At 33.6% G+C, this 25,881-nt stretch carries 22 protein-coding genes and 1 tRNA gene; 12 read left to right on the plus strand and 11 right to left on the minus strand.

Annotation, left to right across the window (positions count from 1 at the left end):
• Positions 1-2: 2 nt before the first annotated feature.
• From A1704_RS17910 to A1704_RS17920, 3 genes are all read right to left on the minus strand, one after another.
• Positions 3-380, minus strand: coding sequence for a hypothetical protein (locus tag A1704_RS17910; protein WP_062675432.1), 378 nt, complete (start codon positions 378-380; stop codon positions 3-5).
• A gap of 69 nt (positions 381-449) precedes the next feature.
• Positions 450-920, minus strand: coding sequence for an Lrp/AsnC family transcriptional regulator (locus A1704_RS17915; protein ID WP_002984446.1), 471 nt, complete (start codon positions 918-920; stop codon positions 450-452).
• A gap of 134 nt (positions 921-1,054) precedes the next feature.
• Positions 1,055-5,845 (minus strand): translocation/assembly module TamB domain-containing protein, encoded by a 4,791-nt coding sequence (locus A1704_RS17920; RefSeq protein WP_062675433.1) that lies wholly within the window; start codon positions 5,843-5,845, stop codon positions 1,055-1,057.
• Positions 5,846-5,849: 4 nt separating this feature from the next.
• Here A1704_RS17920 and tsaD point away from each other — a divergent pair, with 4 nt between their 5' ends.
• Genes tsaD through A1704_RS17935 form a run of 3 tightly spaced genes read left to right on the plus strand, consistent with a single transcriptional unit; the run spans position 5,850 to position 7,950 of the window.
• Positions 5,850-6,866, plus strand: a complete 1,017-nt coding sequence (tsaD, locus tag A1704_RS17925) for a tRNA (adenosine(37)-N6)-threonylcarbamoyltransferase complex transferase subunit TsaD (RefSeq protein WP_062675434.1) — start codon at positions 5,850-5,852, stop codon at positions 6,864-6,866.
• Positions 6,863-7,258, plus strand: coding sequence for a hypothetical protein (locus tag A1704_RS17930; protein ID WP_062675435.1), 396 nt, complete (start codon positions 6,863-6,865; stop codon positions 7,256-7,258). The genes tsaD and A1704_RS17930 overlap by 4 nt, the downstream gene beginning before the upstream one ends.
• On the plus strand, positions 7,255-7,950 hold the full coding sequence (locus tag A1704_RS17935) for an RsmE family RNA methyltransferase (RefSeq protein WP_062675436.1): 696 nt from the start codon (positions 7,255-7,257) through the stop codon (positions 7,948-7,950). The genes A1704_RS17930 and A1704_RS17935 overlap by 4 nt, the downstream gene beginning before the upstream one ends.
• 48 nt (positions 7,951-7,998) lie before the next feature.
• On the opposite strand, the gene A1704_RS17940 is transcribed toward A1704_RS17935, so the two are convergent.
• Positions 7,999-8,679, minus strand: coding sequence for a TrmH family RNA methyltransferase (locus A1704_RS17940; protein ID WP_062675437.1), 681 nt, complete (start codon positions 8,677-8,679; stop codon positions 7,999-8,001).
• Between the two features lie 160 nt (positions 8,680-8,839).
• Between A1704_RS17940 and A1704_RS17945 the strand changes: the two genes are divergently transcribed.
• The 8 genes from A1704_RS17945 (at position 8,840) to A1704_RS17980 (ending at position 18,668) form a co-directional block, all read left to right on the plus strand.
• A complete protein-coding gene (locus tag A1704_RS17945; protein WP_062675438.1) occupies positions 8,840-9,856 on the plus strand; it encodes an asparaginase in 1,017 nt (338 codons plus the stop codon).
• Between the two features lie 55 nt (positions 9,857-9,911).
• Positions 9,912-9,998, plus strand: a tRNA-Ser gene (locus A1704_RS17950).
• A gap of 216 nt (positions 9,999-10,214) precedes the next feature.
• Complete coding sequence (locus tag A1704_RS17955) at positions 10,215-13,232, plus strand: type I restriction endonuclease subunit R (protein WP_062675659.1); 3,018 nt, start codon at positions 10,215-10,217, stop codon at positions 13,230-13,232.
• A 138-nt stretch (positions 13,233-13,370) separates the two neighbouring features.
• Positions 13,371-14,669, plus strand: a complete 1,299-nt coding sequence (locus A1704_RS17960) for a restriction endonuclease subunit S (RefSeq protein ID WP_062675439.1) — start codon at positions 13,371-13,373, stop codon at positions 14,667-14,669.
• 4 nt (positions 14,670-14,673) lie between these two features.
• Entirely contained in the window at positions 14,674-15,819 is a 1,146-nt protein-coding gene (locus A1704_RS17965; RefSeq protein WP_117753114.1) for an AAA family ATPase, read from the plus strand.
• Entirely contained in the window at positions 15,816-17,450 is a 1,635-nt protein-coding gene (locus A1704_RS17970) for a type I restriction-modification system subunit M (RefSeq protein WP_062675440.1), read from the plus strand. The genes A1704_RS17965 and A1704_RS17970 overlap by 4 nt, the downstream gene beginning before the upstream one ends.
• 292 nt (positions 17,451-17,742) lie before the next feature.
• The gene (locus A1704_RS17975; RefSeq protein ID WP_131797534.1) at positions 17,743-18,297 is read left to right on the plus strand and encodes a hypothetical protein; all 555 of its coding nucleotides are present in this window, start codon (positions 17,743-17,745) and stop codon (positions 18,295-18,297) included.
• A 17-nt stretch (positions 18,298-18,314) separates the two neighbouring features.
• Positions 18,315-18,668, plus strand: coding sequence for a hypothetical protein (locus A1704_RS17980; protein ID WP_062675442.1), 354 nt, complete (start codon positions 18,315-18,317; stop codon positions 18,666-18,668).
• A gap of 82 nt (positions 18,669-18,750) precedes the next feature.
• Here the strand turns inward: A1704_RS17980 and A1704_RS17985 are convergent, their stop codons facing one another.
• The 7 genes from A1704_RS17985 to A1704_RS18015 form a co-directional block, all read right to left on the minus strand.
• Complete coding sequence (locus tag A1704_RS17985) at positions 18,751-19,773, minus strand: MobA/MobL family protein (RefSeq protein ID WP_062675443.1); 1,023 nt, start codon at positions 19,771-19,773, stop codon at positions 18,751-18,753.
• Between the two features lie 93 nt (positions 19,774-19,866).
• On the minus strand, positions 19,867-20,172 hold the full coding sequence (locus A1704_RS17990; RefSeq protein WP_062675444.1) for a hypothetical protein: 306 nt from the start codon (positions 20,170-20,172) through the stop codon (positions 19,867-19,869).
• A 26-nt stretch (positions 20,173-20,198) separates the two neighbouring features.
• Positions 20,199-21,059 (minus strand): toprim domain-containing protein, encoded by an 861-nt coding sequence (locus A1704_RS17995; RefSeq protein WP_157885783.1) that lies wholly within the window; start codon positions 21,057-21,059, stop codon positions 20,199-20,201.
• A gap of 357 nt (positions 21,060-21,416) precedes the next feature.
• A complete protein-coding gene (locus tag A1704_RS18000; RefSeq protein WP_062675446.1) occupies positions 21,417-22,415 on the minus strand; it encodes a RepB family plasmid replication initiator protein in 999 nt (332 codons plus the stop codon).
• The gene (locus tag A1704_RS18005; protein WP_062675661.1) at positions 22,412-22,690 is read right to left on the minus strand and encodes a helix-turn-helix domain-containing protein; all 279 of its coding nucleotides are present in this window, start codon (positions 22,688-22,690) and stop codon (positions 22,412-22,414) included. Before A1704_RS18005 ends, A1704_RS18000 begins: the two co-directional genes overlap by 4 nt.
• A 110-nt stretch (positions 22,691-22,800) precedes the next feature.
• Entirely contained in the window at positions 22,801-23,622 is an 822-nt protein-coding gene (locus tag A1704_RS18010) for a hypothetical protein (protein ID WP_062675447.1), read from the minus strand.
• A gap of 6 nt (positions 23,623-23,628) precedes the next feature.
• Positions 23,629-24,870, minus strand: coding sequence for a tyrosine-type recombinase/integrase (locus tag A1704_RS18015; protein WP_062675448.1), 1,242 nt, complete (start codon positions 24,868-24,870; stop codon positions 23,629-23,631).
• A 329-nt stretch (positions 24,871-25,199) separates the two neighbouring features.
• Here A1704_RS18015 and A1704_RS18020 point away from each other — a divergent pair, with 329 nt between their 5' ends.
• Positions 25,200-25,616 carry a hypothetical protein gene (locus A1704_RS18020; protein ID WP_047428034.1) on the plus strand — a complete coding sequence of 139 codons (417 nt, stop codon included), beginning with the start codon at positions 25,200-25,202 and terminating at the stop codon, positions 25,614-25,616.
• Positions 25,617-25,881: the final 265 nt, after the last annotated feature.

Here is a 25,881-nt window from a genome sequence, read left to right on the forward strand (position 1 = left end):
CTTTATTTAAAAAACTTCCATTTCGGGATAATGGCAAGCATTCCGAACCCCGTAAACAGGAAAAGATTGGTAACATCCGTATACAAAAATGTAGACAGATAATAATTATGCATAAAGAAATGCAGCACCAGTAACGCCGGAAACATAAAGATTCCTACTTTCCTGTAAAAGAACATCAGTACCAGCCCAATCATCATCAGTACATCAATAGAAAAAATCACATAGAAGTACCACCTCGGAATCTGAAGATATTCATGTTGCAGATATTCATCTACATCGATACCAAGCCCCATTATAGTAAACAACATCAAGGCAGCAAATGCCAGAATGAATCCCCATCCTTTCTTTGGGTCTTCGTCAAAATAGCTGTATTCTTCCATACCTACAAAAATAAAGAACTTATGAGAGATTTCATAAGTTCTTTTATAATTATTCGTTTAAAATTTGACTTACACAGAGATTGCGTTGATCAGTCTGTTTTTGTCACTTAAGAATTCCTCCATAGAGATCATACTTTCAGTTCTCATTACATCCTGAATGTCGTCAATCTGGTAAATAATTCTTTTAGCATCATCAGTATTCTTAGCTCTTACTTTACAGAAAATATTATATTTTCCTGAAATAACGCTAGCCTCGATTACGTTAGGGATTGTTGACAATTCTTTCAATACTTCCTGAGTACGGTTTGATTTTGTCAAAAGGATACCTATGAAAGCTGTAAAGTGATAATCAAGCTTACCATAATCGATGTTAAGAGATGATCCCAAAATAATACCTGCATCTTCCATCTTTTTCACTCTTACGTGAATTGTTCCAGCAGAAACATCCATCTGCTTTGCAATTTCAGTAAAAGGCATTCTTGTGTTTTCTACTAAGAAATCAAGAATCTTCTTGTCTATTTCGTCCAGTTGATAGTTCATATTAGTTAAATTACAATTTCTTTAAAAAATCTATGTATTTTTTGCAAATTTACGAAAAATAATTTAACTAAAAAATATATATCAAATATTAACAATAATTAACACAGATGATAAAAATCATTAAAATATTCTAATTATTTACCTTGCGATTTTATAGAATCTGTTTTTATTTCACCTTTTGCATCTGGAGTTTTTTTGTCTTTTTTCTTCTTTTTAAACAAAGAATTGAAGCTTTTACTCCACACTACCCCTCCGCCATAGGCTTGATTAGCAGAACCGTTTGTACTCACCATTCCGATGTTTGTAGGCTTGGAATAAGCACGTATAACCAATGAGCCGTCATTCTTCTTAGATAAATCGTACTCTACTGACCCTTCCGTAGAAAGGTAATTGTTTTGGGCTCCATCTGTTTTTGATAACGGAATACCCAAACCGGTCTTGATATTGACTCTCGGGGAAAGGGCTACACTTACTCCCGCATTGGCTCTGTCTCCATAATTCGAATTCTGATCTCCTTTCACATAATTAAGGTCAATCTGAAATTCGTTACTCATTGTATTAAGAACAGATCCCAACTGCTTCAGAAGTATATTATATCCTGAGGATTCCGCTACATTTCCTACATTTACATCGAATCCACCAGTGTTGGATACGTTAAAGGTACTCAATAACAATACAGATCCAAACTGAAGAACCTTCTCTCCTTCCTGGCTCATTTTCGCAGCAAGGGTTTCTCTTACCTGGCTGGATACGTCCATTGCAGTCACATTAAGATCAATCTGAGGGTCTACCAACGACTGGGTAATATGGGCTTGCAGCAAAATACTTATAGGCTGTAGTTTCCCCATACTAAGATATTCTCCTGCATTGGAAACCATTCTTATATAATTGGCATTAATATCCAACGCAGGTTTCATAGCATCCCCATCCCATCTGATACTACTGTTTCTTTCAATCTGGAATGTTTTATTAAGAATGGCTTTAGAGACAAATGTTCCGTTATCTACTTTATAGGTACCGCTCATGGCAATATTCCCCTGTCTGTTCATATGAAACCTCAATGGATCAGCAGATCCTTTTACGGTAATATTTCCCACATCGTCTCCTACGAGTACGTTTACAGTAGTTCCTTTATCTACAGCCAGGTTGAAATCAATATTCATGTTGGCTCCTGTTTTTTTCTTTTCTTCCAGTGTGATCAGACCGTCTTTTCCTTCTTTCAGGAATCTGAGCATTTTAAATTCCTCTACATTGGAAGTGGAGCTGGAATTAAAGGTAAAGGTACTTCCATTGAGTGCCTTCATATTAGGAGTTGTTATGCTTAATCCTGAAACCGGTCCGTCCACGTACAGATCTCCCTGTCCGTAAACTCTTCCCCAGAACAGATCAAAATCTTTCTGTGTGGTATTCAGCATCAATAGATTATCTGCTCTCATTACGAGAGATACCCCCATTGAAGAAAGGGTTTCAAACTGAATCGCCCCGGAAATATTCCCTTTGGAATTGGTTCTTCCGTCGTGTACTTCAATATTATTGAGGATAGCAAGCCCTTTGGTAAGCTGAATTACGGTATCATCAAATGCATAATCTACTCCGGTAAACAGAAGCTTTAATCCAAAATCTTTTAAAGCAATATCTCCACTATAATCAAGGTTGTTAAGCTTTCCATTGATTTTAAGATCTCCTGTTGCTTTTCCACGAAGGTTTCCAAAAATAGTCTGCACAAACTGCTGCGTAAATGCCAGGTCAAAATCACGCATTTCTGCTGTAAGATCAATAATCGGCGAAGAAGTATTATTATTAACGGTTCCTGTAAGGTTAAGGCTGTTGTTTCCAAGTACTCCGGCAGAGTGAACTTTTACATCAATATCATACACATTCAGTGAGAATCCATTGGTGGCAGAAATAGAGATATCTCCCATATCATTGCCATTCATCTTAATATCATCAATGTTAAGATCAACCAGCGGCTGAAGAGTACTTTTATCCATTTTGATCTTAACACTTCCGTTGGCAAGACCTTTAATATCCATAGTATTCCCTCCGGACTGCATTTCAAGAAGCTTCTCTACCGCAAAATCGTTGATGTCTGCATCTACATAAAAGTCTTTTGCTGACTTAAACTGGGCTTCCTTAATAAACAAAGCACTTTTATCGGAATAAACTCTCAGATTTCTGATATCAAAATCTCCTGTTTTCTTTCTGTAGGTAATGGAGTGATCCAATTCGGGGCTTGTATCTATTGCCCATGTAACTTCATTGAATTTTACCTCGGTAGGTTCAAACCTGAATACATAATCTCCGGCTGCATCGGTAGACTGATCCACATTGATGGCGTATTCCTTAAGCTTTTCATTAATCTCATCATCAGGACTTCCATGCTTAAATACAGTGGCTAAATGAAGTGTATTTCCGTTTTCATTATTCCCTTTAAGCTCAAAATCTTTGATCACATTTTTATTATAAATGACTCTGTTGATCTTAGCGTACAATTGCTGGTTAAGGTCTCCCGTGTTAATTCTAACTTTAACACTATCTACCATCGCACTATCTCTGCTGAGATTCTTACGGTCATTAATTTTATAATCAGGATTTGAAGATGCCAGCGCCTGATCATCATCTGTAATCTCTTCCTCCTTAGTCATAATATATTTTAAAGAGGCTGCATCAAGATTCAGAATCAGATTGTTTGAGTTTCCATCATACTCCCCTTCTACAAGAGCTCCTTGTGGCAATCTCAATTCGGGTAAAAAATAATTGATCAATCCTTGCTGAAAATCAAACTTCAGCGCAAAATTCTGTCCCCTGTATAATTTTCTTGGCGGCGGACCCACTAATATTTTTCCAACTCCATTTTCTACCATACCTGCAAGGTCTGCAAGACTGTATTTTCCAGAAATTTTACCTGTAGCAGCTCCCGGAGCATCTACATCAATAACACGACCACCTGCTTCAATAAACGTTTTTAACTTGGCATTCGGAATATTATATTTTTGAGTAGCTGAAGCAAAGTGAAGGTTATTGGCATTCACATCTAAAGTAAGATCGTTGATAGAAGACATGGCCATTTTTCCTTCAACCTGACCACTTACCACCTGAGTCCCTGGCTTATTGGTAAAGTAGTTCATATTCAGATAAGTGACGTCCGCATTAACATCCATAGCAATCCTCGGAGTACTGAAATCGATCAATCCTTTGACTGTAGCTTTTGCCTGTTCATCATTAACAGTGATGAGTCCGTTATATTTTTTATGATCCAATAAACCATCCAGATACAGATTATTGATCGTTTTATCCATAATTTCAATACTTGCAATCTGAGATTTCGTGGTCAGACGCATGGTATTGACATCAAAACTTTGCCCGTTAAGATCAAATTTACCGGAAATTAAGCCTACCGATTTATTCTTAGTGATGACAGAGGTGTTAAGATCTTTTACATCAAGATAACCGGAATATTTTGGCATTGCAGTGCTGTAGCCTGTCAGGGTAAGTTTCGAAATTTTCGCCTGCCCGATTCCTGTCATTAAATTACCATTATCCACATAAATCTGATCAGGATTCACTTTAGCCGTTCCATTGTATTTCAGTTTTCCGAAATCATCTGCAAAGTTCTTCATTTTTTTGGAGATGAATGAAGGCATCATTGCTTTTAAATCCTTGTAGGTAAAATCTGTGGAAAGCTCTTTTGTTTCAATAGCAAAATGACCTTTCAGCAGATTGTCTACCTTCATCGTTTTGGTAGCAATATTGACGTCAGGATTTCTGATCAGAAAATTTTCCAGATGAAATTTATTCAAAGGACCAGTCATAACCCCTGAAAGATTGAAAGGTTTGATATTATCCCAGTTGGTAACAAAATAACTGATGTCATATCCGCTTAGCTGGCTTCCCTGCTGAATATTCATATCCCAGCGTACCTTGTCTGCAAAATCTGCCCAGGATCCGTCGTGAAGATTAAATTTGATATCTCCCTGAAGTAAGGTATGATCTGTATTCAGGGTAAGGTCTTTTAATGACAAAAACTGCTTCGTTAGAGACAGTTCTGTTGAAAAAGTATCTACAAAATGAGATTTCCCCCATCTTGAAGTTACAAATGACATATTATTGATCAACGCCGAAACATTCGGACCGTTAACTTTTACGTTCGGAGCTTTTAAGTTGAATTTTGTTGCAGTAAGCCATTTTCCCTGTTCTCCGGGAGAGTTTTCATTAACAATGGAAACTTTAGAATCAATGATCTGAATTCTGGAATTAAGTTGAAAAGGAGGTTTCTTGGGATCTCTTTTCTTCCCGTTGTCAAAGAGTTCTACAAACCTGACAAAATTGGATATACTGTCGCCTTTATAAGTAATCACCTTTACATCGGCATTCACAAGAGCCAGAGAGTTAAAACTTAGAGAATTGCTGCTTCCTGAGATGGCATTTACTGCCAGAGATATCCAGTCTGAATCTGCGCGAAACTCACGGGCTGTAATAAAATTAAATCCTTTATAGTCTTTTACTTTTAACCCTTTTATGGTGACATCACCGAAGTAATTTACATCTACACTTTCTGTAGAAAAATCCGATTTAAAATCATTATTTACAAGCTTGAGCGCCTGATCAGCTGCCCATTTTTTAGTTACCGGAAGATTGATGGCAATAAGGACTCCGCCTACAAGGAAAATTCCCAGCCAAAAGAGAATCAAGAGAAGTTTTGCCCACCATGTATAGCTGGTAACATCCTTTACAGCTTGTTTCCCAAATTCTTCAGCTGTTTCCACAGGATGGTGTATCGCATCCGAAGCAAGCTCTGATGCTTCCTTCACTGTTTCCCTTACTTTTCCCTCTACATTTTCAACAGTTTTCTGTACCTGATCCCCTAGGTTTTCAGCTACTGATTTTTTATTCTCATTCTCGTTATTATTCTCTAACTTTGCCATTATTATGAGCGACTCTATAATTTTAGGTATTGAATCGTCCTGTGACGACACCTCAGCAGCTATCATCAAGGGAAATTCTATTCTTTCAAACATTGCCGCGAACCAGGCCATCCACAAAGAATATGGCGGCGTTGTCCCTGAATTGGCTTCACGAGCCCATCAGCAAAATATTATCCCCGTTGTTGAAAAATCTTTTTCTAAAGCAAATATACAACAAAATGCTATCTCTGCTATAGGATTTACTCGCGGACCGGGACTTTTAGGATCTCTTCTTGTAGGAACATCATTTGCTAAGTCTTTGGCTATGAGCCTGAATGTACCTTTGATCGAAGTAAATCACCTTCAAGCCCACATTCTGGCCCATTTCATCGAAGATGCAAATCCTGTGCCGCCTACTTTTCCGTTTTTATGCCTTACCGTAAGCGGCGGACATACTATGATTGTATTGGTAAAAGACTATTTTGACATGGAAATCATCGGGAAAACCATTGATGATGCAGCGGGAGAAGCTTTTGATAAAATCGGAAAGATTTTTGACCTTGATTACCCTGCAGGACCCATCATCGACAGATTGGCCAAAGAAGGAAATCCTGATGCTTTTACATTCAACAAACCGAAGCTTGAAAACTACGATTATTCTTTCAGCGGTATTAAAACTTCCGTGCTGTATTTCATTCAGAAAGAAGTCAGAAAAAATCCGGATTTCATTAAGGAAAATCTTAATGACCTTTGTGCTTCCGTACAAAAATCAATTATTGAAATTCTGATGAATAAGCTTGAAAAAGCAGCCAAAGATCTCAATGTAAATCAGGTAGCTATTGCAGGAGGTGTATCTGCTAATTCTGCACTTAGAAAAGCAATGGAAGACAATAAAGAAAGACTGGGATGGAGTATTTATATTCCAAAATTTGAATATACAACAGACAATGCAGCCATGATCGCTATGGTGGCAAAACTGAAGTTTGAGCGAGGAGAATTTACAGATTTAAGAACTTCCGCAACCGCAAAATACGATTTATGAAAATACTCTTAGAAGAAAAAGTACTGGGAACACATTCTAAAAAGAACTCAAAATACTACTGGGTATTGGAAACTATCACAGGAAGACATGAGGGCTCAGAAACTTTTTCAGAGTTTAACGGAGAAAGTTCTGAGACAGGTTATATTCAGGATATCAAAGAAGAAGTTTTAAAATTAATTAATTCTGAACATCTTTTTAGTTTTCCCTATACTCCAAAAGAAGGAGATTATTTATCCATCAAAAATAATTTGAGAAAACAGGAATATTTAAATCTGATTTTCATTAATAATGTATGGATAGAAGAAATATACATGTGTTCTTACCGGGAATGTGATACAGACATATATACAACCATCAAAACAGGAGTAGCATTTATAAATCAGGATATATGAAACTATTCTACGGAGACATCAACGGAAATAAAGTTTTAATCAACGACGAAGAACAGCAGCATATCGTAAAAGTTCTTCGCATGAGAGATGGAGAAGATATTCATGTGACGGATGGAAAAGGAAAACTTGCTTCCGGAAAACTTATAATAGAAGGCAAGAAAGCCGGAATTGAAGTTTCTGAGATCAAAGAAAATCTGCCGGAATTCAATCCAAAACTTCATATTGCGATTGCCCCTACCAAGAATATTGACAGAATCGAATTCTTTGTGGAAAAAGCAGTGGAAATGGGTATCTCAGAAATAAGCATTATTATCACTGAAAAAACAGAGCGTAAAAACATCAACATCGATAAAATCAGGAAACAAGCGATCGCAGCATCCAAGCAAAGCCTGAGATTTCATTTTCCGTTGATCAATGAAGCTCTAAAGCTAGGTGATTTTCTGAAAAATATTGATCCGGAACATACTTTTGTAGCACACTGCCATGAAAATCTGGAAAGAATTGATCTTAAAAACATTCCTCAACTGCAGCAGCTTACATTTTTAATAGGCCCTGAAGGCGATTTTTCCGAAAAGGAGATTGCATTTCTGGCAGAAAATAAGATAAAAGCAGTATCTCTCGGAAATCAGAGACTCAGAACAGAAACAGCTGGCGTTTTTGTTGCAGCCTGGAATTATTACAATATGATATAAATACAAAACGAGAAGACACTAAACCTTCTCGTTTTTATTTTTGACTCCTTATTTCCAGTCAATATTATTCTCTTTCAGGTATTTTTCAAAAATCTGCTGCCCGCTTCTTATTGAATTCACTGCCCAAAGGATTTGCATCCTTAAAAGTTTTTCTTCATTCAGCTTATAATCAATCCCAGACTTTATCAGCTTTTGTTTCAGTTCGTACATACAAATGGAAGCCGCTACAGAAACATTGAAGCTTCTTGTAAAGCCATACATCGGGATGGCCAGTGTTTCATCGGCAAAATCTAAAATCTCCTGGGAAACTCCCTCCATTTCAGTTCCAAAAACCAAAGCAATGGGTTCAGTTATTTCATACTCAGGTAACATTTTAGCGTTCTTTTCCAGCGAAACAACCACTATTTTATATCCCCGGTCTTTAATATTCTGGAAAGATTCCATATTTCGGGCAAGTTTTTCTACCTCAACCCAGGTATCAGCTCCTTTTGTTACACGAAGATTGGGTTCAAAACTGTATTCTTCCTGCAAAGCCACTACTTTATGGAAACCACAGGCTTCCACAGAACGCACAATGGCTGCTGCATTTCTAAACTGATAGATATCTTCCACCACCGGAAGGACAAAGTCTGAACTTTCCTGAGAAAAATGTTCAATTTTCTCGAGTCTTTCTTCAGTTAAAAACTGTTTTAAATATTCAAAGGTTTGCGCTAAATCTTTCATCCGCATTTAGTTATTTTTTTCAATAGCCCTATGAAACATCAGTCATTTTCATTTTATTTTTATAAAATTTCATGATAAGCGTTTCATTCATTTTCAAATCTTTGCAAATTAACGTAATTTTGACCTATGAACCCCAATCGGGGGCCAATTCTTAATAAATTAGTACATGAAGCGAAAAGTCCTGCTCATCTATACCGGTGGAACCATCGGAATGGAAAAAGATTATGAAACCGGAAGTCTCCGTGCCTTTGATTTTGGAAATATATTCGAAAAGATGCCTGAAATGAGGCTTATGGAATGCGAAGTCTTTGTACATCCTTTCGCCAAACCATTGGATTCCTCGGATATGGGACCTGAAGAATGGAGAGTGATCGCTAATTATATTCAAAAAAATTATGATGAATACGACGGTTTTCTGATCCTTCACGGAACAGACACGATGTCTTATACCGCTTCAGCACTAAGTTTCATGCTAAAAGGATTAAGAAAGCCTGTCATCATGACAGGATCTCAGCTTCCGATTGGTGATCTGAGAACGGATGCCAAGGAAAATCTTCTGACCAGCCTTTATTACGCCAGCCTTTATGAAAATGATGAAGCAGTCATTCAGGAGGTTGCCATTTACTTTGAGTATAAATTATTAAGAGGAAACAGAACGCTGAAATATTCTGCTGAGTATTTTGATGCCTATTCAAGCCCGAATTACCCTATTTTGGGACAGTCTGGAGTTCATTTGAATATTATTAAAGACAACCTGTTCCGTTGTGATCCTGAGGTAGAGTTTCACGTGGATGAACATATTTCCGAAGATATTTTATTCTGGAGAATTTTTCCGGGCATGCATTTGAGCCACTTCAGGGAAATTCCTAAAATGAAGGTTCTTATTCTTCAGGTTTTTGGTTCGGGAACTATTTTCAGCAGTGCAAAAACTCAGGAAACGCTTCAGGAAATCCGGGATAACGGAACTGAAATTGTGGTGGTAAGCCAGTGTATTTCAGGAGGTATCTCATTCGGAAAGTATGAAAACAGTAATATTTTCTCCAGAATCGGAGCAATCAGCGGAAGAGATATGACAGCGGAAACAGCGATTACCAAAGCCATGCACTTAATTGATAATCCAAGTTACTCCGGAAGCTTTGCCGATAACTTCACCAGAAGTCTTTGTGGAGAAATTACAGATTAATTTGTAAGAATAATTTGGATATTCCAGAAAATACACTATTTTTGCAATCTCAAAAAGAGAGGTGTCCGAGTGGTTGAAGGAGCTACCCTGGAAAGGTAGTATACGGGTAACTGTATCGAGGGTTCGAATCCCTTCCTCTCTGCAAAAAACGCTGTAAATAATTAATTTACAGCGTTTTATTTTTGCAGGTGCTAAATTAGGTGCTAATTTGCAAGTTTATGCCCTACATAATTTTTTGCACAAAAGGTATAGTGTTGATCGTATGCAAAATAATACTATTCCAATTTAAAATTAAACTAATTTCATCGCTAATTCGATTTTTTATAAATTTGGAGTAAGTGATAATATGCTTTTCCATATGACAAAAGAATATGAAATTGAAAACGCTTTAATAAAGAAGCTAATTGATTTAAAATACATCTACCGTCCTGAAATAACTGACAGAAAATCTTTAGAGCAAAACTTTAGAAATAAATTTGAGGAACTTAACCGTGTCCATTTGACAGATTCAGAGTTTTTAAGACTTAGAGAAGAAATTATCAGTCCAGATGTTTTTTCAGCTTCTAAAATTTTGCGTGAAAAACAATATTTTCAGCGTGAAGACGGTACACCCTTACATTACACATTAGTAAATATAAAGGACTGGTGTAAAAATGATTTTGAAGTCATTAGTCAATTGCGAACAAATACTGAAAACAGCCATCATCGATACGACGTTATTTTGTTAATAAACGGTTTACCTATTGCTCAAATCGAATTGAAAAAACTAGACATTTCACCTAGAAAAGCAATGCAGCAAATTGTTGACTATAAAAATGAACAAGGGAATGGATATGGAAACTCTTTACTTTGTTTTATGCAGCTTTTTATCGTAAGTAATAGAAGCAATACCTACTACTTTGCCAACAATAAAAACCAACACTTTCAATTCAATGCTGATGAACAATTTTTACCTGTTTATGAACTAGCAGATGAAAGTAATAAACCAATAAAAGACTTAGCAAGTTTTACTGAGAAATTTCTTAGCAAATGTACTTTAGGTGAATTAGTGAGTAAATATATGGTTTTGGTTGAAAGTGAGCAGAAGATATTGGTAATGCGCCCTTATCAAATTTATGCTGTAAAACGTATTATAAATTGTATAGAAGAGAATCGTGGGAATGGCTACATTTGGCATACTACGGGAAGTGGAAAAACATTGACTTCTTTCAAAGCCTCTACTCTACTCAAAGATAATCCAGATATTGAAAAATGTTTGTTTGTGGTTGACAGAAAAGATCTTGACCGCCAAACCCGTGAAGAATTTAACAAATTTCAGGAAGGAAGTGTAGAAGAAAATACCAATACAGAAACTTTGGTAAGGAGATTACTATCAACTGACTATGCGGATAAAGTGATTGTAACTACAATTCAAAAATTAGGCTTGGCTTTAGATGGTTCGCAAAAGAAAAATTATAAAGAGCGTTTACAGTCATTAGCCAATAAACGAATTGCATTCATTTTTGACGAATGTCATCGTTCCCAATTTGGCGACAATCACAAAGCCATTCGTGACTTTTTCCCAAAAGCTCAATTATTTGGCTTTACTGGAACACCTATATTTGAAAAAAATGCGACTTACATTGAGCGAAACGGAGAAGAGGCAAAATACAAAGAAACCAAAGATGTTTTTCAACAGGAATTACACGCTTATACTATAACAAACGCTATTGATGATAGAAATGTATTAAAATTTCATATTGATTATTTCAAAGGAAATGGAGAACAAAATCCAAAGCCAGGCGAAGCCATTTCGCAACAAGCTGTTGTAGAAGCTATTTTTGCAAAACATAATGCAGCTACCAACCAACGAAAATTCAATGCTATTTTGGCAACTTCCTCTATCAATAATGCGATAGAATATTATCGTTTGTTTAAAAACATTCAAGAAAAGAAGCGTGCCCTAAGCGAAATCGAAGGACACGATTTTATTCCGCTTAATATTGCTTGCGTTTTTTCGCCACCGGCACAATTAATTGCAAAAGATGGCGACCTAAAAAGTCAAAAAAATGCAGCTGATGTTAAGCAACTTCAAGAAGATTTAATACAAGAAAGAGAAGACAATAAACAAAACCCTGAAGAAAAGAAAGCTGCATTAATGGAGATTATTGCAGATTACAATAAGCAATTCAATACGAATCATACTGTTAATGAATTTGATTTATATTATCAAGATGTTCAACGTAGAATTAAAGACCAGAAGTACAGTAATAAAGAATATGCCCATAAAAATAAAATTGATATTACTATTGTAGTCGATATGCTTTTAACAGGCTTTGATTCAAAGTATCTTAATACTTTGTATGTTGATAAAAATCTAAAATACCATGGTTTGATTCAAGCCTTTTCACGTACCAATCGTGTGCTAAATGATAGCAAACCTTATGGCAATATTTTGGATTTTCGTTCACAGCAAGAAGCAGTGAACCAAGCAATCACCTTATTTTCTGGTATAAAAGATGATAGTAAAGCCAAAGAAATCTGGATGGTCGATCCTGCCCCTATTGTGATTAATCAGTACAAAGAGGCAGTCGAAAAGCTTGGTAATTTTATGCAGGATCAAAATTTGGTTTGTGAACCGCATGAAGTGTATGGATTAAAGGGTGATGCGGCACGGATTACTTTTGTTAAGAATTTTAAGGAAATTCAAAAACTAAAAACTCAACTCGACCAATACACCGATTTGAATGATGAGCAAAAAAATATCATCGAGCAAATTTTACCTGCAGATAAACTGCAAGAATTCCGAAGCTCTTACATAGAGACAGCGAAACAATTACGGAAAATTCAGCAACAAGAGGGCGACAATGCTCCCGAAGAAATCCAACAACTTGATTTTGAGTTTGTATTATTTGCTTCTGCAATTATTGATTATGACTACATAATTAAATTAACTGCTGAAAATTTAGGTAAAAAACCGGGCAAACAAAAAATGACCAAAGAGGAAATCAAAAGTTTGCTCAAATCAAACTCCAACTTAATGGATGAAGAGGAAGATATGTCCGAGTACATTGATAGTTTAGATTGGAGCGTAGGACAAAGCGAGGAAGAACTTCGAAGAGGTTACGAAGCTTTTAAAGACAACAAATACAATAAAGAATTAGCTACAATTGCCCATAGTTACGGTTTACAAACAACAAGCTTAAAAGATTTTGTAGATGATATCATTAGCAGAATGATTTTTGACGGAGAAAAATTAACCGATTTATTACAACCTTTAGATTTAGGTTGGAGAGAACGCAGTCGTGTTGAAAATGAATTAATGACTGCATTAGTGCCACAATTAAAAAAATTAGCAGGGGTCAATGAAATTTCTGGATTAGCAGCCTATGAATAAAAAGAATCAAATTGTTATTAATGCTGATAGTTGCACAAAACTGCAACAGAGCCTAGCAGTTTTATTATTGAGACATTATATACAAAATTATAAAGAATTACAAACTTTAGTTTTGAAAAAGATAAACGCCAGAAAATAATGATGAAGAATAAAAAACAAAAGTTAGTACCCGAATTGCGTTTTCCCGAGTTTAAAAATGCGGGAGAATGGAAGATGAAGACTGTTAATGATTTATGTAACGCTTTTAGAGGTAGTACTTTTTCTAAAGCAGATTTGAATGAAAATGGAAAAATTTATTGTATTCATTATGGTGAATTGTTCACAAAATATAATGAAGTAATTACAAGAGTATATTCTAAAACAAATAAAAACGATGGATTTAAAAGTAAAATAGGCGATATTTTAATGCCGAGTTCTGATGTAACACCAAACGGGTTGGCAAAAGCTTCAGCCATCACATTCGACGACGTAATTCTCGGGGGGGATATGAATATTTTAAGACCAAAAATTAATTTAAATTCTATTTTCTTAAGTTACTTGCTTAACCACTCTAAAAGTGAAGTCATAAAGTTAGTCTCTGGAACAACAGTTAAACATATTTATCCAAGTCAAATTTTAACTTGTAAAATCCCAATAATAGATAATACATCAGAACAAAAAAAAATTGCGTCATGCTTGTCTTCTTTAGACGAAGTGATTACTGCACACAGCCAAAAGTTGGAGCTGCTAAAAGACCACAAAATAGGCTTGATGCAAAACCTTTTTCCGCAACAAGGAAACACTGTTCCAAACTTCCGTTTTCCCGAATTTAAAAATGATGGAGATTGGGTAGAGAAAACTATTGAAACGATTAAATCTGTACTAACTGACTATGTAGCGAATGGAAGCTTTCAGTCTCTTAGAGAAAATTTAAATGTAGTAGATTCGGAAGATTATGCATTCTATGTACGACTTACGGATTTGAGAGCTGGTCTCGGACACCCTAATCAGAAATATGTTGATGAGAATACATATAATTTTTTAAATAAGTCAGCGCTATATGGTGGAGAGTTATTGATGGCAAACATTGGTGCTAATGTTGGTGAAGTTTGGCAAATGCCATACTGCAATAAACCATCAACATTAGCACCTAATATGTTAATGATTAAATTTAAAAAAGAATATGATAGTGGGTTTGTTTTTCAATTTTTAACTAGTAACCACGGAATTAATAATATTTCCAAGGCGATTTCGGGGAGTGGACATCCTAAAATTAGTAAAACCGATTTAAAGCAAGTTAAAATTACTCTACCGCAGAGAATTGAAGAACAACAAAAAATAGCTTCTTGTCTTTCGGCATTAGATACACTCATAGACTCAGAAATATTAAGAATAGAGCAACTAAAACAGCACAAAAGAGGATTAATGCAGGGGCTTTTTCCTGAAATTGAGAATTAAAAACATGAACGAAATTATAAAATTCAGTAATCTATCCGAGGTTGCCCAACATTTCAGAAAAGATTTGACAGGTGACAATACCAAAATGAAGGATTTGGTATTGCTTTTTGCCCATAATGGAAGTGGAAAAACTCGCCTTTCTATGGAATTTAAACAATTAGGAAAAGAGTTTGATGTAGATGGAAAGGCAACAAATCAAGATACTTTATATTTCAATGCTTTTACAGAAGATTTGTTTTCATGGAATAATGATTTGGAAAATGATAGGGACAGATTCATGAAACTCAATGTAGAGTCATCATTTTTTGATGGACTTAGAGAGTTGGAATTAGATGTAAAAATTGAATCTTTTTTGAATAATTATGTGGACTTAAAATTTGATATTAATTATGATACAGCAACGGTAGTTTTTTCAAAAAGTATTATTGTTGAAGGCAATGAAGAAACCATAGAAAACATCAAAATCTCCAGAGGCGAAGAAACTTTATTTATATGGTGCTTTTTCATGGCGATCTGTCAATTGGCAATAGATAAAGATCCCGCTTATAATTGGGTAAAATATATTTATATTGACGATCCAATTTCATCACTTGATGAAAATAATGCTATAGCGATTGCTTGTGATTTATGTAATCTCATTACTTCAGACGGTAATGAAATTAAAACTGTAATCTCCACGCATCATAGTCTATTTTTTAATGTCCTATATAATGAATTTGGTAGAAAGCTAAAAAATAAAAGATATTTCTTACATTTTAAAGCTGCAGACGACTATGCGTTGCAAGATACAAGTGACACTCCTTTCTTTCATCATATCGCTGCATTAAGCGAACTTAAAAAAGTGGTAGAATCAAATAATATTTATACATACCATTTTAATTCTTTAAGAAGTATTTTGGAAAAAACAGCAACTTTTTTCGGGTATGATAAGATTAATAAATGCATTGATGGGCTTGATGATGAAACTCTTTTTGAAAGAGCGTTACAATTATTTAGTCATGGAAAATACTCAATATATGATCCTGTAGAAATGGGAGATGATAATAAAGAACTTTTTAAAAGAATTTTTACAGGTTTTACAACCAAGTACGAATTCTATTTTCCGCAAATATTCAACGATGAAGTTCAAACAGAAGAAATTACAGAATGACACAGAAAGACCAATATAAAATAATAGGCGATACACTTTGGGATATCGCAAACGACCTACGAGGAGCTATGAATCCCGATGATTTTCGAGATTACATGCTTTCGTTTCTATTCTTACGCTATCTATCATTTAACTATGAGGAGGCTGCAAAAAAAGAATTAGGTAGAGAGTATCCGGAAAGCCCATCAAAAGAAGAAAAACTAGACTTCCGTGTTCCACCACCTTTAGAACTTTGGTATGATAATAACGGGACAGATGTAAAGGAGTTTGAAAAACTCATGCGTAAAAAAGTACATTATGTAATTGAACCCAAATACTTGTGGAGTAATATTACAGAGTTGGCTCGTACACAAAATGGTGATTTATTGGAAACACTTCAAAATGGATTCCGATATATTGAAAATGAATCTTTTGAAAGTGCATTTAAAGGATTATTTTCGGAAATCAACCTCAATTCGGAAAAATTAGGAAAAACTCCAAAAGATAGAAATGATGCTCTTTGTAAAATAATTGGCAAAGTAGCAGAAGGCGTTGCCGAATTTTCACCGGATGTGGATACACTTGGAAATGCCTATGAATATTTAATTGGGAAATTTGCGGCAGGTTCTGGCAAAAAAGCAGGTGAGTTTTATACGCCACAACAAATTTCTACCATTCTCTCACGCATCGTTATTTTAGATTCGCAAAATCCTGAATCGGGACCAAAACCAAAATTGGATAGAGTGCTGGATTTCGCTTGTGGTTCAGGTTCTTTGCTATTGAATATTCGCAAAAAAATGATAGATGATGGAGGGAAAGTAGGAAAAATATTTGGTCAAGAAAAAAATGTAACTACCTACAATCTTGCCCGAATGAATATGCTTTTACACGGCATGAAGGATACTGAATTTGAAATTTTTCACGGAGATACGCTTCTTAACCAATGGGATATGCTCAATGAGATGAACCCAAGCAAAAAAATGGAATTTGATGCTATCGTTGCCAATCCCCCATTTAGTTTGCGATGGGAACCTAACGATACACTGTCAGAAGATTTCCGTTTTAAAAGTCATGGTTTAGCACCCAAATCAGCTGCCGATTTTGCTTTTTTGTTACACGGGTTTCATTTCTTGGGCAAAGAAGGTACAATGGCTATTATATTACCACACGGCGTTTTGTTCCGTGGCGGTGCAGAGGCTCGAATTCGAGAAAAATTATTGAAAGACAATCATATTGACACTGTCATTGGATTACCATCTAACCTTTTTTATTCAACAGGTATTCCTGTTTGTATTTTGGTGCTTAAAAAGTGTAAAAAACATGAGGATGTTTTGTTCATCAATGCTTCGGAGCAATATCAACCAGGAAAAAGACAGAATTCTTTAGGAGAAAATCATATTGATAAAATTGTAGAAACTTATCAGCTTCGTCCAGAGCACATCGAAAGATATGCACGAAGAGTACCCATAGAAGAAATCGAAAAGAATGCCTACAATCTTAATATCTCAAGGTATGTAAGCACTGCTGAAGACGAAGTGCAGATAGATTTAGCAAAGGTAAATACCGATTTAATAGAAATCAATAAACTTATTGATTCAAAAACGAGGGAGCATAATCAGTTCTTAAGTGAACTGGGCTTAAATAAAATTTAATTTTTGTCAAAAAAATCATTTTTTGTACATTTTTAAACTACTATATTTGCTTTAGTAAATAAAAAATCAACGTAAAGCGTAAGTTATCGTTTGGGTTTCTGAAAACCGCTAATTTTCAAAGACTTCCCAGAATGATACTTACGCCCACGTCATCTATGGCGTGGGCTGTAAGTTCATATTCGGAAGTCGGGTTCTTAGCGGTACCTCAGAAACGGATTGATTACTGCAGTTCCACGCTTTCTTTATTTAAAAACTAACCAGTACGAGGAACGGTACAAAAAACTTCACCAATATGAAAAAATTTGTAAAAATTCTGAGTACAGTGAGCATGTTTTCACTTTCAATTTTCCATGCTCAAGAAATTAAAGTACTTGAACCGTATTATCTGAAAGATGGGAAATTAGAACAGTTCGAAAAAGCTACTGCAAAAATTGAAGCTAAAGCAATTGGAATGGGTTATGGAGGGGTGAATAACTATCTCACTATTTTTAACAGTAAACACTCTACTGTCCGGTTCAAAAATAATGAAATTCCCAAGTTCTATATTGAGTTACCAGATAACGCGTCTTCCGAAAGCATAACGATAGTAAAAGCTGATAAAGTAAAAGAAAGCAAAACATATCGCCGTTTTGTACAGTCCGGAGTTTCTGCAGGTGGAACAAAAGACATGTCGAAATATAAGATTGTTTTGCCACTAAAAAACACAGAAAACAGAGTCTATGAAATTATTATTCCACAAAACCTAGAAGCAGGAGAATATTCTTTTGTAATCAGTTCAGGTGTACAATATGACCCTTTTGCAAATCCAATGGAGAAAAAGCTTTTCTGCTTTGCTATTGAACCTTAATTTAAAATACTAAAAACATGAAAAAATTACCCTTAGATAAAAAGACTATTCAAGAATTCTTCATTTGGTTGGCTTTTGATAAGACAACTACACTTAATGATTTACAAATAAAAGCAGACAATGCAGAAGAAATAAAATTAGGAGATTTTATAGCAAATTATTCACACAACAATTCCGATTATACACATGATGAATTGATGGAAAGAATTGTAAAATATTACACTCAGTTGCATGATGATGATTTTTCTATTCTTCATAGGCATTGTCAGGCTTTCTGCGAGTTATTTGAAGAAAATGAAGGAAAAGTATTTGCTAATGACATATTAGGAGAAATAAAATATGCAAGTGAAAAAATAGAATATGCAAGGTGATACAATTAGAAACTTGGAATTAATCAGAATTAGTCTTAATCTGACAATTATTATCAGTTTGAATCGCTTTAGAATAGGTATTTTAAATTCCTAAATTTCTATTATTGAAAGCTTCCTTCTTAAAATCCTGAAGTAAATCTTCTATATGAGCAGGAAGCTCTATTTCGTATATTAGTAAATTAGAACCAGCCAGCAAAAATTCAAACATACCATTCAAATTAATTTTAACCTGAATATCAGCAGACTGTAGCTCGTTTTGCAAATGATGGAAATAAATAATATGGTCTTTGCGAATTACAGTTGAGACATAATCTATAAATCTTTGCCTTTTTTCGATATTAAAGTTCTGGGGTTCAATAATTTTTTTCTTATTTTCTTTTTTATATTTATTAAATCTCACAAGAAAATCCGTAGGAAAAAATGACAAAATATCCTTTGTGATTTTATGTTCTGCTTTTGATGATTTACGTTGATAATTGTGTTTCGTTCGAACAAGAAGCATTTCAACTATTTTCAATTTTTTCTCCGTCTTATTAATCTCTTTTCGCTCTCTAAATATTATATTTTTAATTTTCACTTTAAAAAGTCTTGCTTCTACAGGATTGGCTTTCCATTCTTTCATAGGGATACGCTTAACTTTTGGTGATTTTGACAAATCTATTCCACATCCTTTCTGCCAATCTTTTACAAACTTTTTAACATAACCAAGTTTCGACATCGTTGGGTCTTTGCGATAAGTGGAGTCTGTCAAAATCCTTTCGGAATAATACAGATGTCCATGTGAGTTTTCAATTACTTCACCATCCTTTCCTCTATGAAAGCAAAATGTAAAATTATGTTTTTTGCCAAATTTGGATTCTAAAAAATGCTGAATAAAACCTTCTTTTTGTTGCTGAGTCCATTCGTTGGGAAACATTAGAATTAATTTGCTTAGAACTTTCCCATTTTTTCTTTTAGAGTATTCGAAATTTTCAATTTTCTGCCATTTCTTTTTCAGGAATTTTACATTGACGGTCGTTCTATCCACAAAGCCAAGCTCATTATCATAAATACGATAACATTCTCTCTTTCGAGTACCATAACTAATTGAATCGACTGTTGACATTTTTTTGTTACTTTTTTCTAAAAAGTAGCCCGTGTGAAGTTTTATTGTGAAGTGTAGCGGAACTTTAAAACTTCCTAAGGGCGTTATCTCTTTTTACGCATCTTGCTTATTACTTTTTTCTGCAAATAGTCTATCGTCTATGTACACAGTGATTTTTGACCAATTCTTTTCATCAATTAAAATTTTGCTCAAAGTTTCCCAATTTTCAGTAAACAATGTTCCACCAAAAGTGTAGAAGGTATTCAGTCTTTTTTTACGACGTTCATTAATGGCAGATTGCTTTAATCTGGCTTCTTCAGCCAGAAGTTTCTTTTTCTTTTCTTGAATTTCAGCCAAACGTTCATCTTTCGTTTTTCTTTTACGTTTGGGTTGTAGATTATGGTTGTCGTAGTTTTCCATTTTTTTGTCTTTTATTTGGATAAAATTTATTTTTGTGGATTTCGAGAAATGAGATACTCGTTTAGGTCTTTGCATTGATTTCCCATAATATCTCTTCGGTCAACTGCATATTGAAATTCCGATAGAATTTTCTCAGTAGTTTCATTGCCTGCTTTATCATAATCAAGGAGAAGAATAATTTTAGAATATGAGTTTTCATTTAGATATCTCAGTGTTTTATCAATCATATAGATAGAATTCATGATCAAGAAATCTGATTTTATATTTGGATAGAGAACTAAAAAGCTCAAATAATCAAAAAAACCTTCTATTAAGATAATTTTTGAAAAACCATTTTCCACAGTTGTTATATCTTTTCCAGAACAACCTTTGAAAGCAGAAGAACGTAATTCGTAAAAATTTTTAGTATTTGACTTGAAACCAATAGAATAAAAAATCGAATTTTGATTTGGAACTTTGTAGTGTATCTCACATACATATTTCCAAAATTCTTCTGTGATTCCCCTAGAAAGTAAATAGTTCTTAAGTGGATAACTAAAAAGTGGAATGACGTTTATAATTTTGACATTGGTTTTGTATTTTATTTCAACGTTTTCAATTTTTAACGCATCCAATGAAAAAAGATATTCCAACGCTTCTTCAGTTGAGCAATTCAAAAACAATTCGGTTAAACTAACTACATCATATTTTGTGTTGTTCCTACCTAAATCCGTAGCAAATAAAGAATCGAAAAATGTAATAAGGCTTGGATTCTTATCTTCACGATAAAAAGCGTGATATAGTTTTCCATTTTGAAAAGATTTTGCGGGTCGCAACCCGAAACTTTGCATCAAAAGATCTATTGGAATCAATTTTTTTGCTTCAAAACAATTTTTTTTTCTTTTCATAGCCAATTTAAATTTGAGATAATATCCATTTTTTATCAGCATTACTAAAAAGAGTAAAGCCGAGTTAAAAACTAATTATCAATTGATTACAAACTTTAATATTTTATATTTTTATCCACAATTATTATTTTTTTTATAAAAATTAATAATATTAAAAACATTATTATAATTAAGTGCAGCAAAAAATAACCATACAAACTCAACATATTCAATACTTTAAAAATAATTATCAATCAAAAAATTGAGATAATATCTTCAATGTTTGAGATAATATCCATTTTCCTTGAGACATTATCCAAAAAAATTGAAATAAAATCTTGCTTTATTGAGATATTATCCTAAATACTTGAGATAATATCACGGTTTCTCTAAATGTTCAAAAACAGCTTTAATAAAGTCATCTCCTTGGAGTTTTTTTTCAATTTTTCTTTTGATTTTTTTTGAAAACTCTTCATATCCCTGAACTTCATAAAACTTTTTAATGACTCTCATATTCTGATCGCTGAGATTTCTTGATTTTCTTAAATATTTTAATGCTCGATAAATTTTTAATTCATCAACAGAACTAAATTTCTCACCTTCTCCGACAGAATTTTTTGTATAATAAATATTGATTGCGAATTCACCTTTTTCATTTGAATAGTTGAAGCTCCAGTCGTTCAAAGAATCTAAATCTAACTTTACAGGAATCAGAAAATCTCTTTCAAAAATAGCTGGAAATCGATATTTTCTGATTGGAATACAAAGTTCTTTTAAAATCTTTTCAAAAGATTTCTTTAAAAACCCCTGTTTCTTATATTTTAATAAAAAAAGTAAAAATCTCAATGTATTTGGAGTCGATGCCAAATAAGGCAAATCACTTTTCACCTGAAAGAAAGGTTTTAAATCAAAAAGAATTTTAACTACCGCTTTATCCATTTCGAAGTACACAAATCGACTATTCCACTTAGGATTTAATATAAAAAAGACAGCTTGAAAGCCTTCAATAGACGTATCTTTCAACCTAAATGATTTAATCGTAGCTAACTCAACTAATGCATCATGTATTGCTTCATTCCGCATTTTTCGTTTCTCATTTATAAATTTCATAGGAATTTGAAAGGAAATCAATCCCTCGTTTGCCCAACCATCAAACTGATCATCGAAAGAAAGCTGCTTACTATTTTGATCTAAAAAAGGAATTTTTGAAGAGATGAAGAGCGATTGCTTTTCTTTCAAAGCAGAAAGAATAACTATGAAAATCCGCTGCTGAATAATAGTCGTATCATGAGTAACAAGAGCATCACGAAGACGTTTAGAAATTATTATTTTCTTTCTTTTAACAGGTTGAAACACGAAATCATTATCCATTTTCATCTCTTGTATTTAAGAGATTTCACATCCTGCAGAGCTGACATCAAATCTAAATGATTGATGCGGTAAAATCGTCCGATTTTCTCAGCTTTAATATTTCCTTTCAGTACATGGGAACGTACAGTTTGGTAGTCCAGCTTCAGAATCGCGGATGCTTCTTTAAATGAATAAAATTTCTTCTTTAGTTCAAGCTCAGGTTCTTTCTGAATAGAATAAAGAAGTTTTTTGACTTCATTTATCTCATCAAGAATAATTTGAAAAGGATTGACTGTTTCCATAGATTTTCGATTGAATTCTATGGCAAGATTACAGCTGAAATCCAATGAAAAGTCATGGATCCAGTGGATTCTTAAGTGGATTTTACTACTAGTTTAAAAAACTTTTAATATTAACTAATGAATTGATCTAAAAATTCAGAAATACTTTTAAATGCCTTATCGTCATCATCTGTCCTCTTTTTAGAATCTGAATTTTTTGCGTTTAAACCATTAATTAGACTAGTAAAATCCGAATCCTGCTGTAGGACTTCGTTAAGAATATTTGCAAGATATTTTTGAGTAGTTGTTTCTAATATTATTTTCTTTTCTCTCAACAGAATTAATAATATACCTAAATCTGATTTAACTCTTGTATCTTTATATTCGAGATGCTTTGAATCTGACTTATAAATTACATTAGAGTTCTTAATTGTATCAAAATCAATTTTTCCATGCATTTCACTATCAACAAAAACTTCTTTTAGTTTCTCAGAATCATTTAGACTTTTAACAAAAGTATTTGTATCATCATGCTCTTTTATAGATGTCTTAACGCTAATTTGATCATTAAAATATTTAACTTCTAAAAACTCTGAAAAATCATTCAAAAAATCACGTTGTAATTTTGCAGTAAAATTATCTGTTTTTGTTAAATTTTTAATTAAATTTTCAGTGGCAGTAAATACTTTTTGCTCAAAACTTATTCCCTGAAAATCTTCAAAATCTTTAAAGTAATTGTAAAATGTATTTTCATTTTTATCAACTTTCAATTTTTTAAACTCATAGCTACTTAAATCTATTACTTGTTTAGTAGAAGCTTCATCCAATGTAGCTTTAACCATTTCTCTAAATTGCGTTGGTAATTTTTTTCCAGTTTTAAACAGAATTTTAAATGAATTTATATCGTATAGAAAATTCTTAAATGTTTCTGTTTTTTTAATTTGATTAATCACTTGCTTCTATTTAAAAACTTCGTTCATATAATTAATTTTGTCTTCTTCACTTGGTCTGTAATACGCATTGAAAACTTCCAAACTTGTATGTCCTGTGTACGACATAATAACTTTATCAGGAACCCGCTTGTTTTTCATTATTGTGATGAAACTTCGTCTGGCAGTATGACTTGAAATTCTACGCCAAAATTCTGAGTTCTTCTCAACTAATTCATCTCCGTATTTCATAGTTTTTTTTATTTCATCATCAAATTCAAGTTCCTGAAAAACTTCTTTGATGTAGAGATTCATCTTTTGGTTTGTAATTTTTGGCAATTCATAATCATATTTTTCCAATATTTCTTTTGAAATAGAGTTTAGAGGAATCGCCAATTTTTTAGATTTACTTTTTAAATCAGTAACTCTAATAAAATCCCCTTGAATATCATTTTTTGAAATACGACTATAATTTCCAAAACGCATTCCTGTAGTACAACCAATTACAAATAAGTCTCTAACCCTTTCTAATCTTTTATTTTTTGAGAAATCGTGTTCATATATCTTTGTTACTTGTTCGATATTTAACGCAATTTCATCAGTTTGAAATTTTGGTGGTTTTTTGAAACCAATAAATTCATTATTGAATGTATATTTTTTGTGTAAAGCCCAAAAAAGAAAAGTTTTCAAAAGACCAATATCACGATGAACCGTATTTGCAGAATGATCCTTTACTTCAACACAATACTTTAGAAATTTGTTGTACAGTTTTTCATTGAAGTTTCCAAGACTAATTTTAATTTTATGATGATTCTGAAATTCAAAAAGTAAGTTTTTATTGTAAGTATATCTTGTTTTGGTAGATTTTGAAATTCCTTTTCCTGTATAATCATTAGATTTCTCTTCAATAAACTCTTCATAAAGTCTAAAAAAATCATCTTTAGTCTTGATTTTCTTAAATTCTTCGTCAAACCTTTGTCGAAGAATATCAATCGTTAATTCTTCATTAATATTTTTATATCGATTTACAATTTCTAGAAAAGAAGAACTGTAACGATCTAATTGCTTCTTTATACTTCTTTGATTATCAGCCTTAGCAGTTCTTCCATTCAAATCATTAGGTTGCCTAGTCTTCAAATCCCATTCTTGAGGCTTTATCTTTTCTCCAGTTGAGTAAATAAAACTTTTCTTTTCATTATCAAAATAAGATCGAAAATAAATTAGAGTTTCTTTGTGAGAGTTTGGTTCTTTTAATTTGAATGTGAAATTCATTAGGTGCTAATTTAGGTGCTAAAAATTCTATAAATGAATATAAAATTTACATATAATTATTTATGCAAATATATGTAATTTATTGATAAATAGCATTCCTATTAAAAGTAAGTGATAATACATTTCAATAGGTTCATTTCCCTTCCTCTCTGCAAGAAACCAAAACCTGTGCTAATGATTAGCACAGGTTTTTTTATGCCTAAAATTTTGGTACCTTTTCTCATAGGTATTTATACTCACTCTAATAATTGGTCATTTATACTCTACTGCAGGTGCCTTGTTCTTCGTTACTTTGAAATACAATCTAATCACCTAAAAAACAAATCAATATGACATCAACAAGTGTAAATGCAAATTCCTCAGGTCAGTTAGTACTTGGAAACGGAGCACAATTCTGGGTGTATCTTTCCCCACAAAATGATACCTCTAAAATGATTTCTACATGGCGTGTAACTTTTTCACAGGGAGACTGGAGCGACTTCATCTCAAGTGAAAATCCTACCAAACAGATTCAGACTCCCAATCTTTCCGGGATCTTTGAAATCAGAGTAGAATTATTAAGCGGATCTACCGGTACCTGGCGCCAGATTCCGCCTCAGGCCGGAAGTCATAATGAAATAGGCTGTAACTCCAACTGTGCTTCAATGGTAGGAATTGTTGCAGACAGTACAAATCCTCCTATCGGAGCTATTAATGCCCATTTCTGGACCACATGGGATGCTATGTGCGGAGTAAGACAGAACTAACAGATAAGTCAACCAGTCCATAAAACCAAATTGCCACAATATCTATATATTGTGGCAACTAATTTTTACACCTATACACTACAATATCAAATATTTACGTAATCATTTGATCAATGAGAGAGAGATTTCCTCAAATTACTAACAAGTTATACACATTTTATCCACAATTACAATACAGTTCTAAAAACTTAATCTTTAGAAAGTTTTATTCCTAAATCTATCCTAAATCAGGCCTTTACTTTGTCTTGTTTTTAAACAGTATTAA

This window comes from Chryseobacterium cucumeris (assembly GCF_001593385.1).
In the GTDB taxonomy this organism is placed as follows: Bacteria; Bacteroidota; Bacteroidia; order Flavobacteriales; family Weeksellaceae; genus Chryseobacterium; species Chryseobacterium cucumeris.

Coding starts and splice junctions, on each gene's coding strand:
- A1704_RS17910 (WP_062675432.1), bottom strand. CDS start 380: ATGGAAGAATACAGCTATTTTGACGAAGACCCAAAGAAAGGATGGGGA.
- A1704_RS17915 (WP_002984446.1), bottom strand. CDS start 920: ATGAACTATCAACTGGACGAAATAGACAAGAAGATTCTTGATTTCTTA.
- A1704_RS17920 (WP_062675433.1), bottom strand. CDS start 5,845: ATGGCAAAGTTAGAGAATAATAACGAGAATGAGAATAAAAAATCAGTA.
- tsaD (WP_062675434.1), top strand. CDS start 5,850: ATGAGCGACTCTATAATTTTAGGTATTGAATCGTCCTGTGACGACACC.
- A1704_RS17930 (WP_062675435.1), top strand. CDS start 6,863: ATGAAAATACTCTTAGAAGAAAAAGTACTGGGAACACATTCTAAAAAG.
- A1704_RS17935 (WP_062675436.1), top strand. CDS start 7,255: ATGAAACTATTCTACGGAGACATCAACGGAAATAAAGTTTTAATCAAC.
- A1704_RS17940 (WP_062675437.1), bottom strand. CDS start 8,679: ATGCGGATGAAAGATTTAGCGCAAACCTTTGAATATTTAAAACAGTTT.
- A1704_RS17945 (WP_062675438.1), top strand. CDS start 8,840: ATGAAGCGAAAAGTCCTGCTCATCTATACCGGTGGAACCATCGGAATG.
- A1704_RS17955 (WP_062675659.1), top strand. CDS start 10,215: ATGACAAAAGAATATGAAATTGAAAACGCTTTAATAAAGAAGCTAATT.
- A1704_RS17960 (WP_062675439.1), top strand. CDS start 13,371: ATGATGAAGAATAAAAAACAAAAGTTAGTACCCGAATTGCGTTTTCCC.
- A1704_RS17965 (WP_117753114.1), top strand. CDS start 14,674: ATGAACGAAATTATAAAATTCAGTAATCTATCCGAGGTTGCCCAACAT.
- A1704_RS17970 (WP_062675440.1), top strand. CDS start 15,816: ATGACACAGAAAGACCAATATAAAATAATAGGCGATACACTTTGGGAT.
- A1704_RS17975 (WP_131797534.1), top strand. CDS start 17,743: ATGAAAAAATTTGTAAAAATTCTGAGTACAGTGAGCATGTTTTCACTT.
- A1704_RS17980 (WP_062675442.1), top strand. CDS start 18,315: ATGAAAAAATTACCCTTAGATAAAAAGACTATTCAAGAATTCTTCATT.
- A1704_RS17985 (WP_062675443.1), bottom strand. CDS start 19,773: ATGTCAACAGTCGATTCAATTAGTTATGGTACTCGAAAGAGAGAATGT.
- A1704_RS17990 (WP_062675444.1), bottom strand. CDS start 20,172: ATGGAAAACTACGACAACCATAATCTACAACCCAAACGTAAAAGAAAA.
- A1704_RS17995 (WP_157885783.1), bottom strand. CDS start 21,059: ATGAAAAGAAAAAAAAATTGTTTTGAAGCAAAAAAATTGATTCCAATA.
- A1704_RS18000 (WP_062675446.1), bottom strand. CDS start 22,415: ATGAAAATGGATAATGATTTCGTGTTTCAACCTGTTAAAAGAAAGAAA.
- A1704_RS18005 (WP_062675661.1), bottom strand. CDS start 22,690: ATGGAAACAGTCAATCCTTTTCAAATTATTCTTGATGAGATAAATGAA.
- A1704_RS18015 (WP_062675448.1), bottom strand. CDS start 24,870: ATGAATTTCACATTCAAATTAAAAGAACCAAACTCTCACAAAGAAACT.
- A1704_RS18020 (WP_047428034.1), top strand. CDS start 25,200: ATGACATCAACAAGTGTAAATGCAAATTCCTCAGGTCAGTTAGTACTT.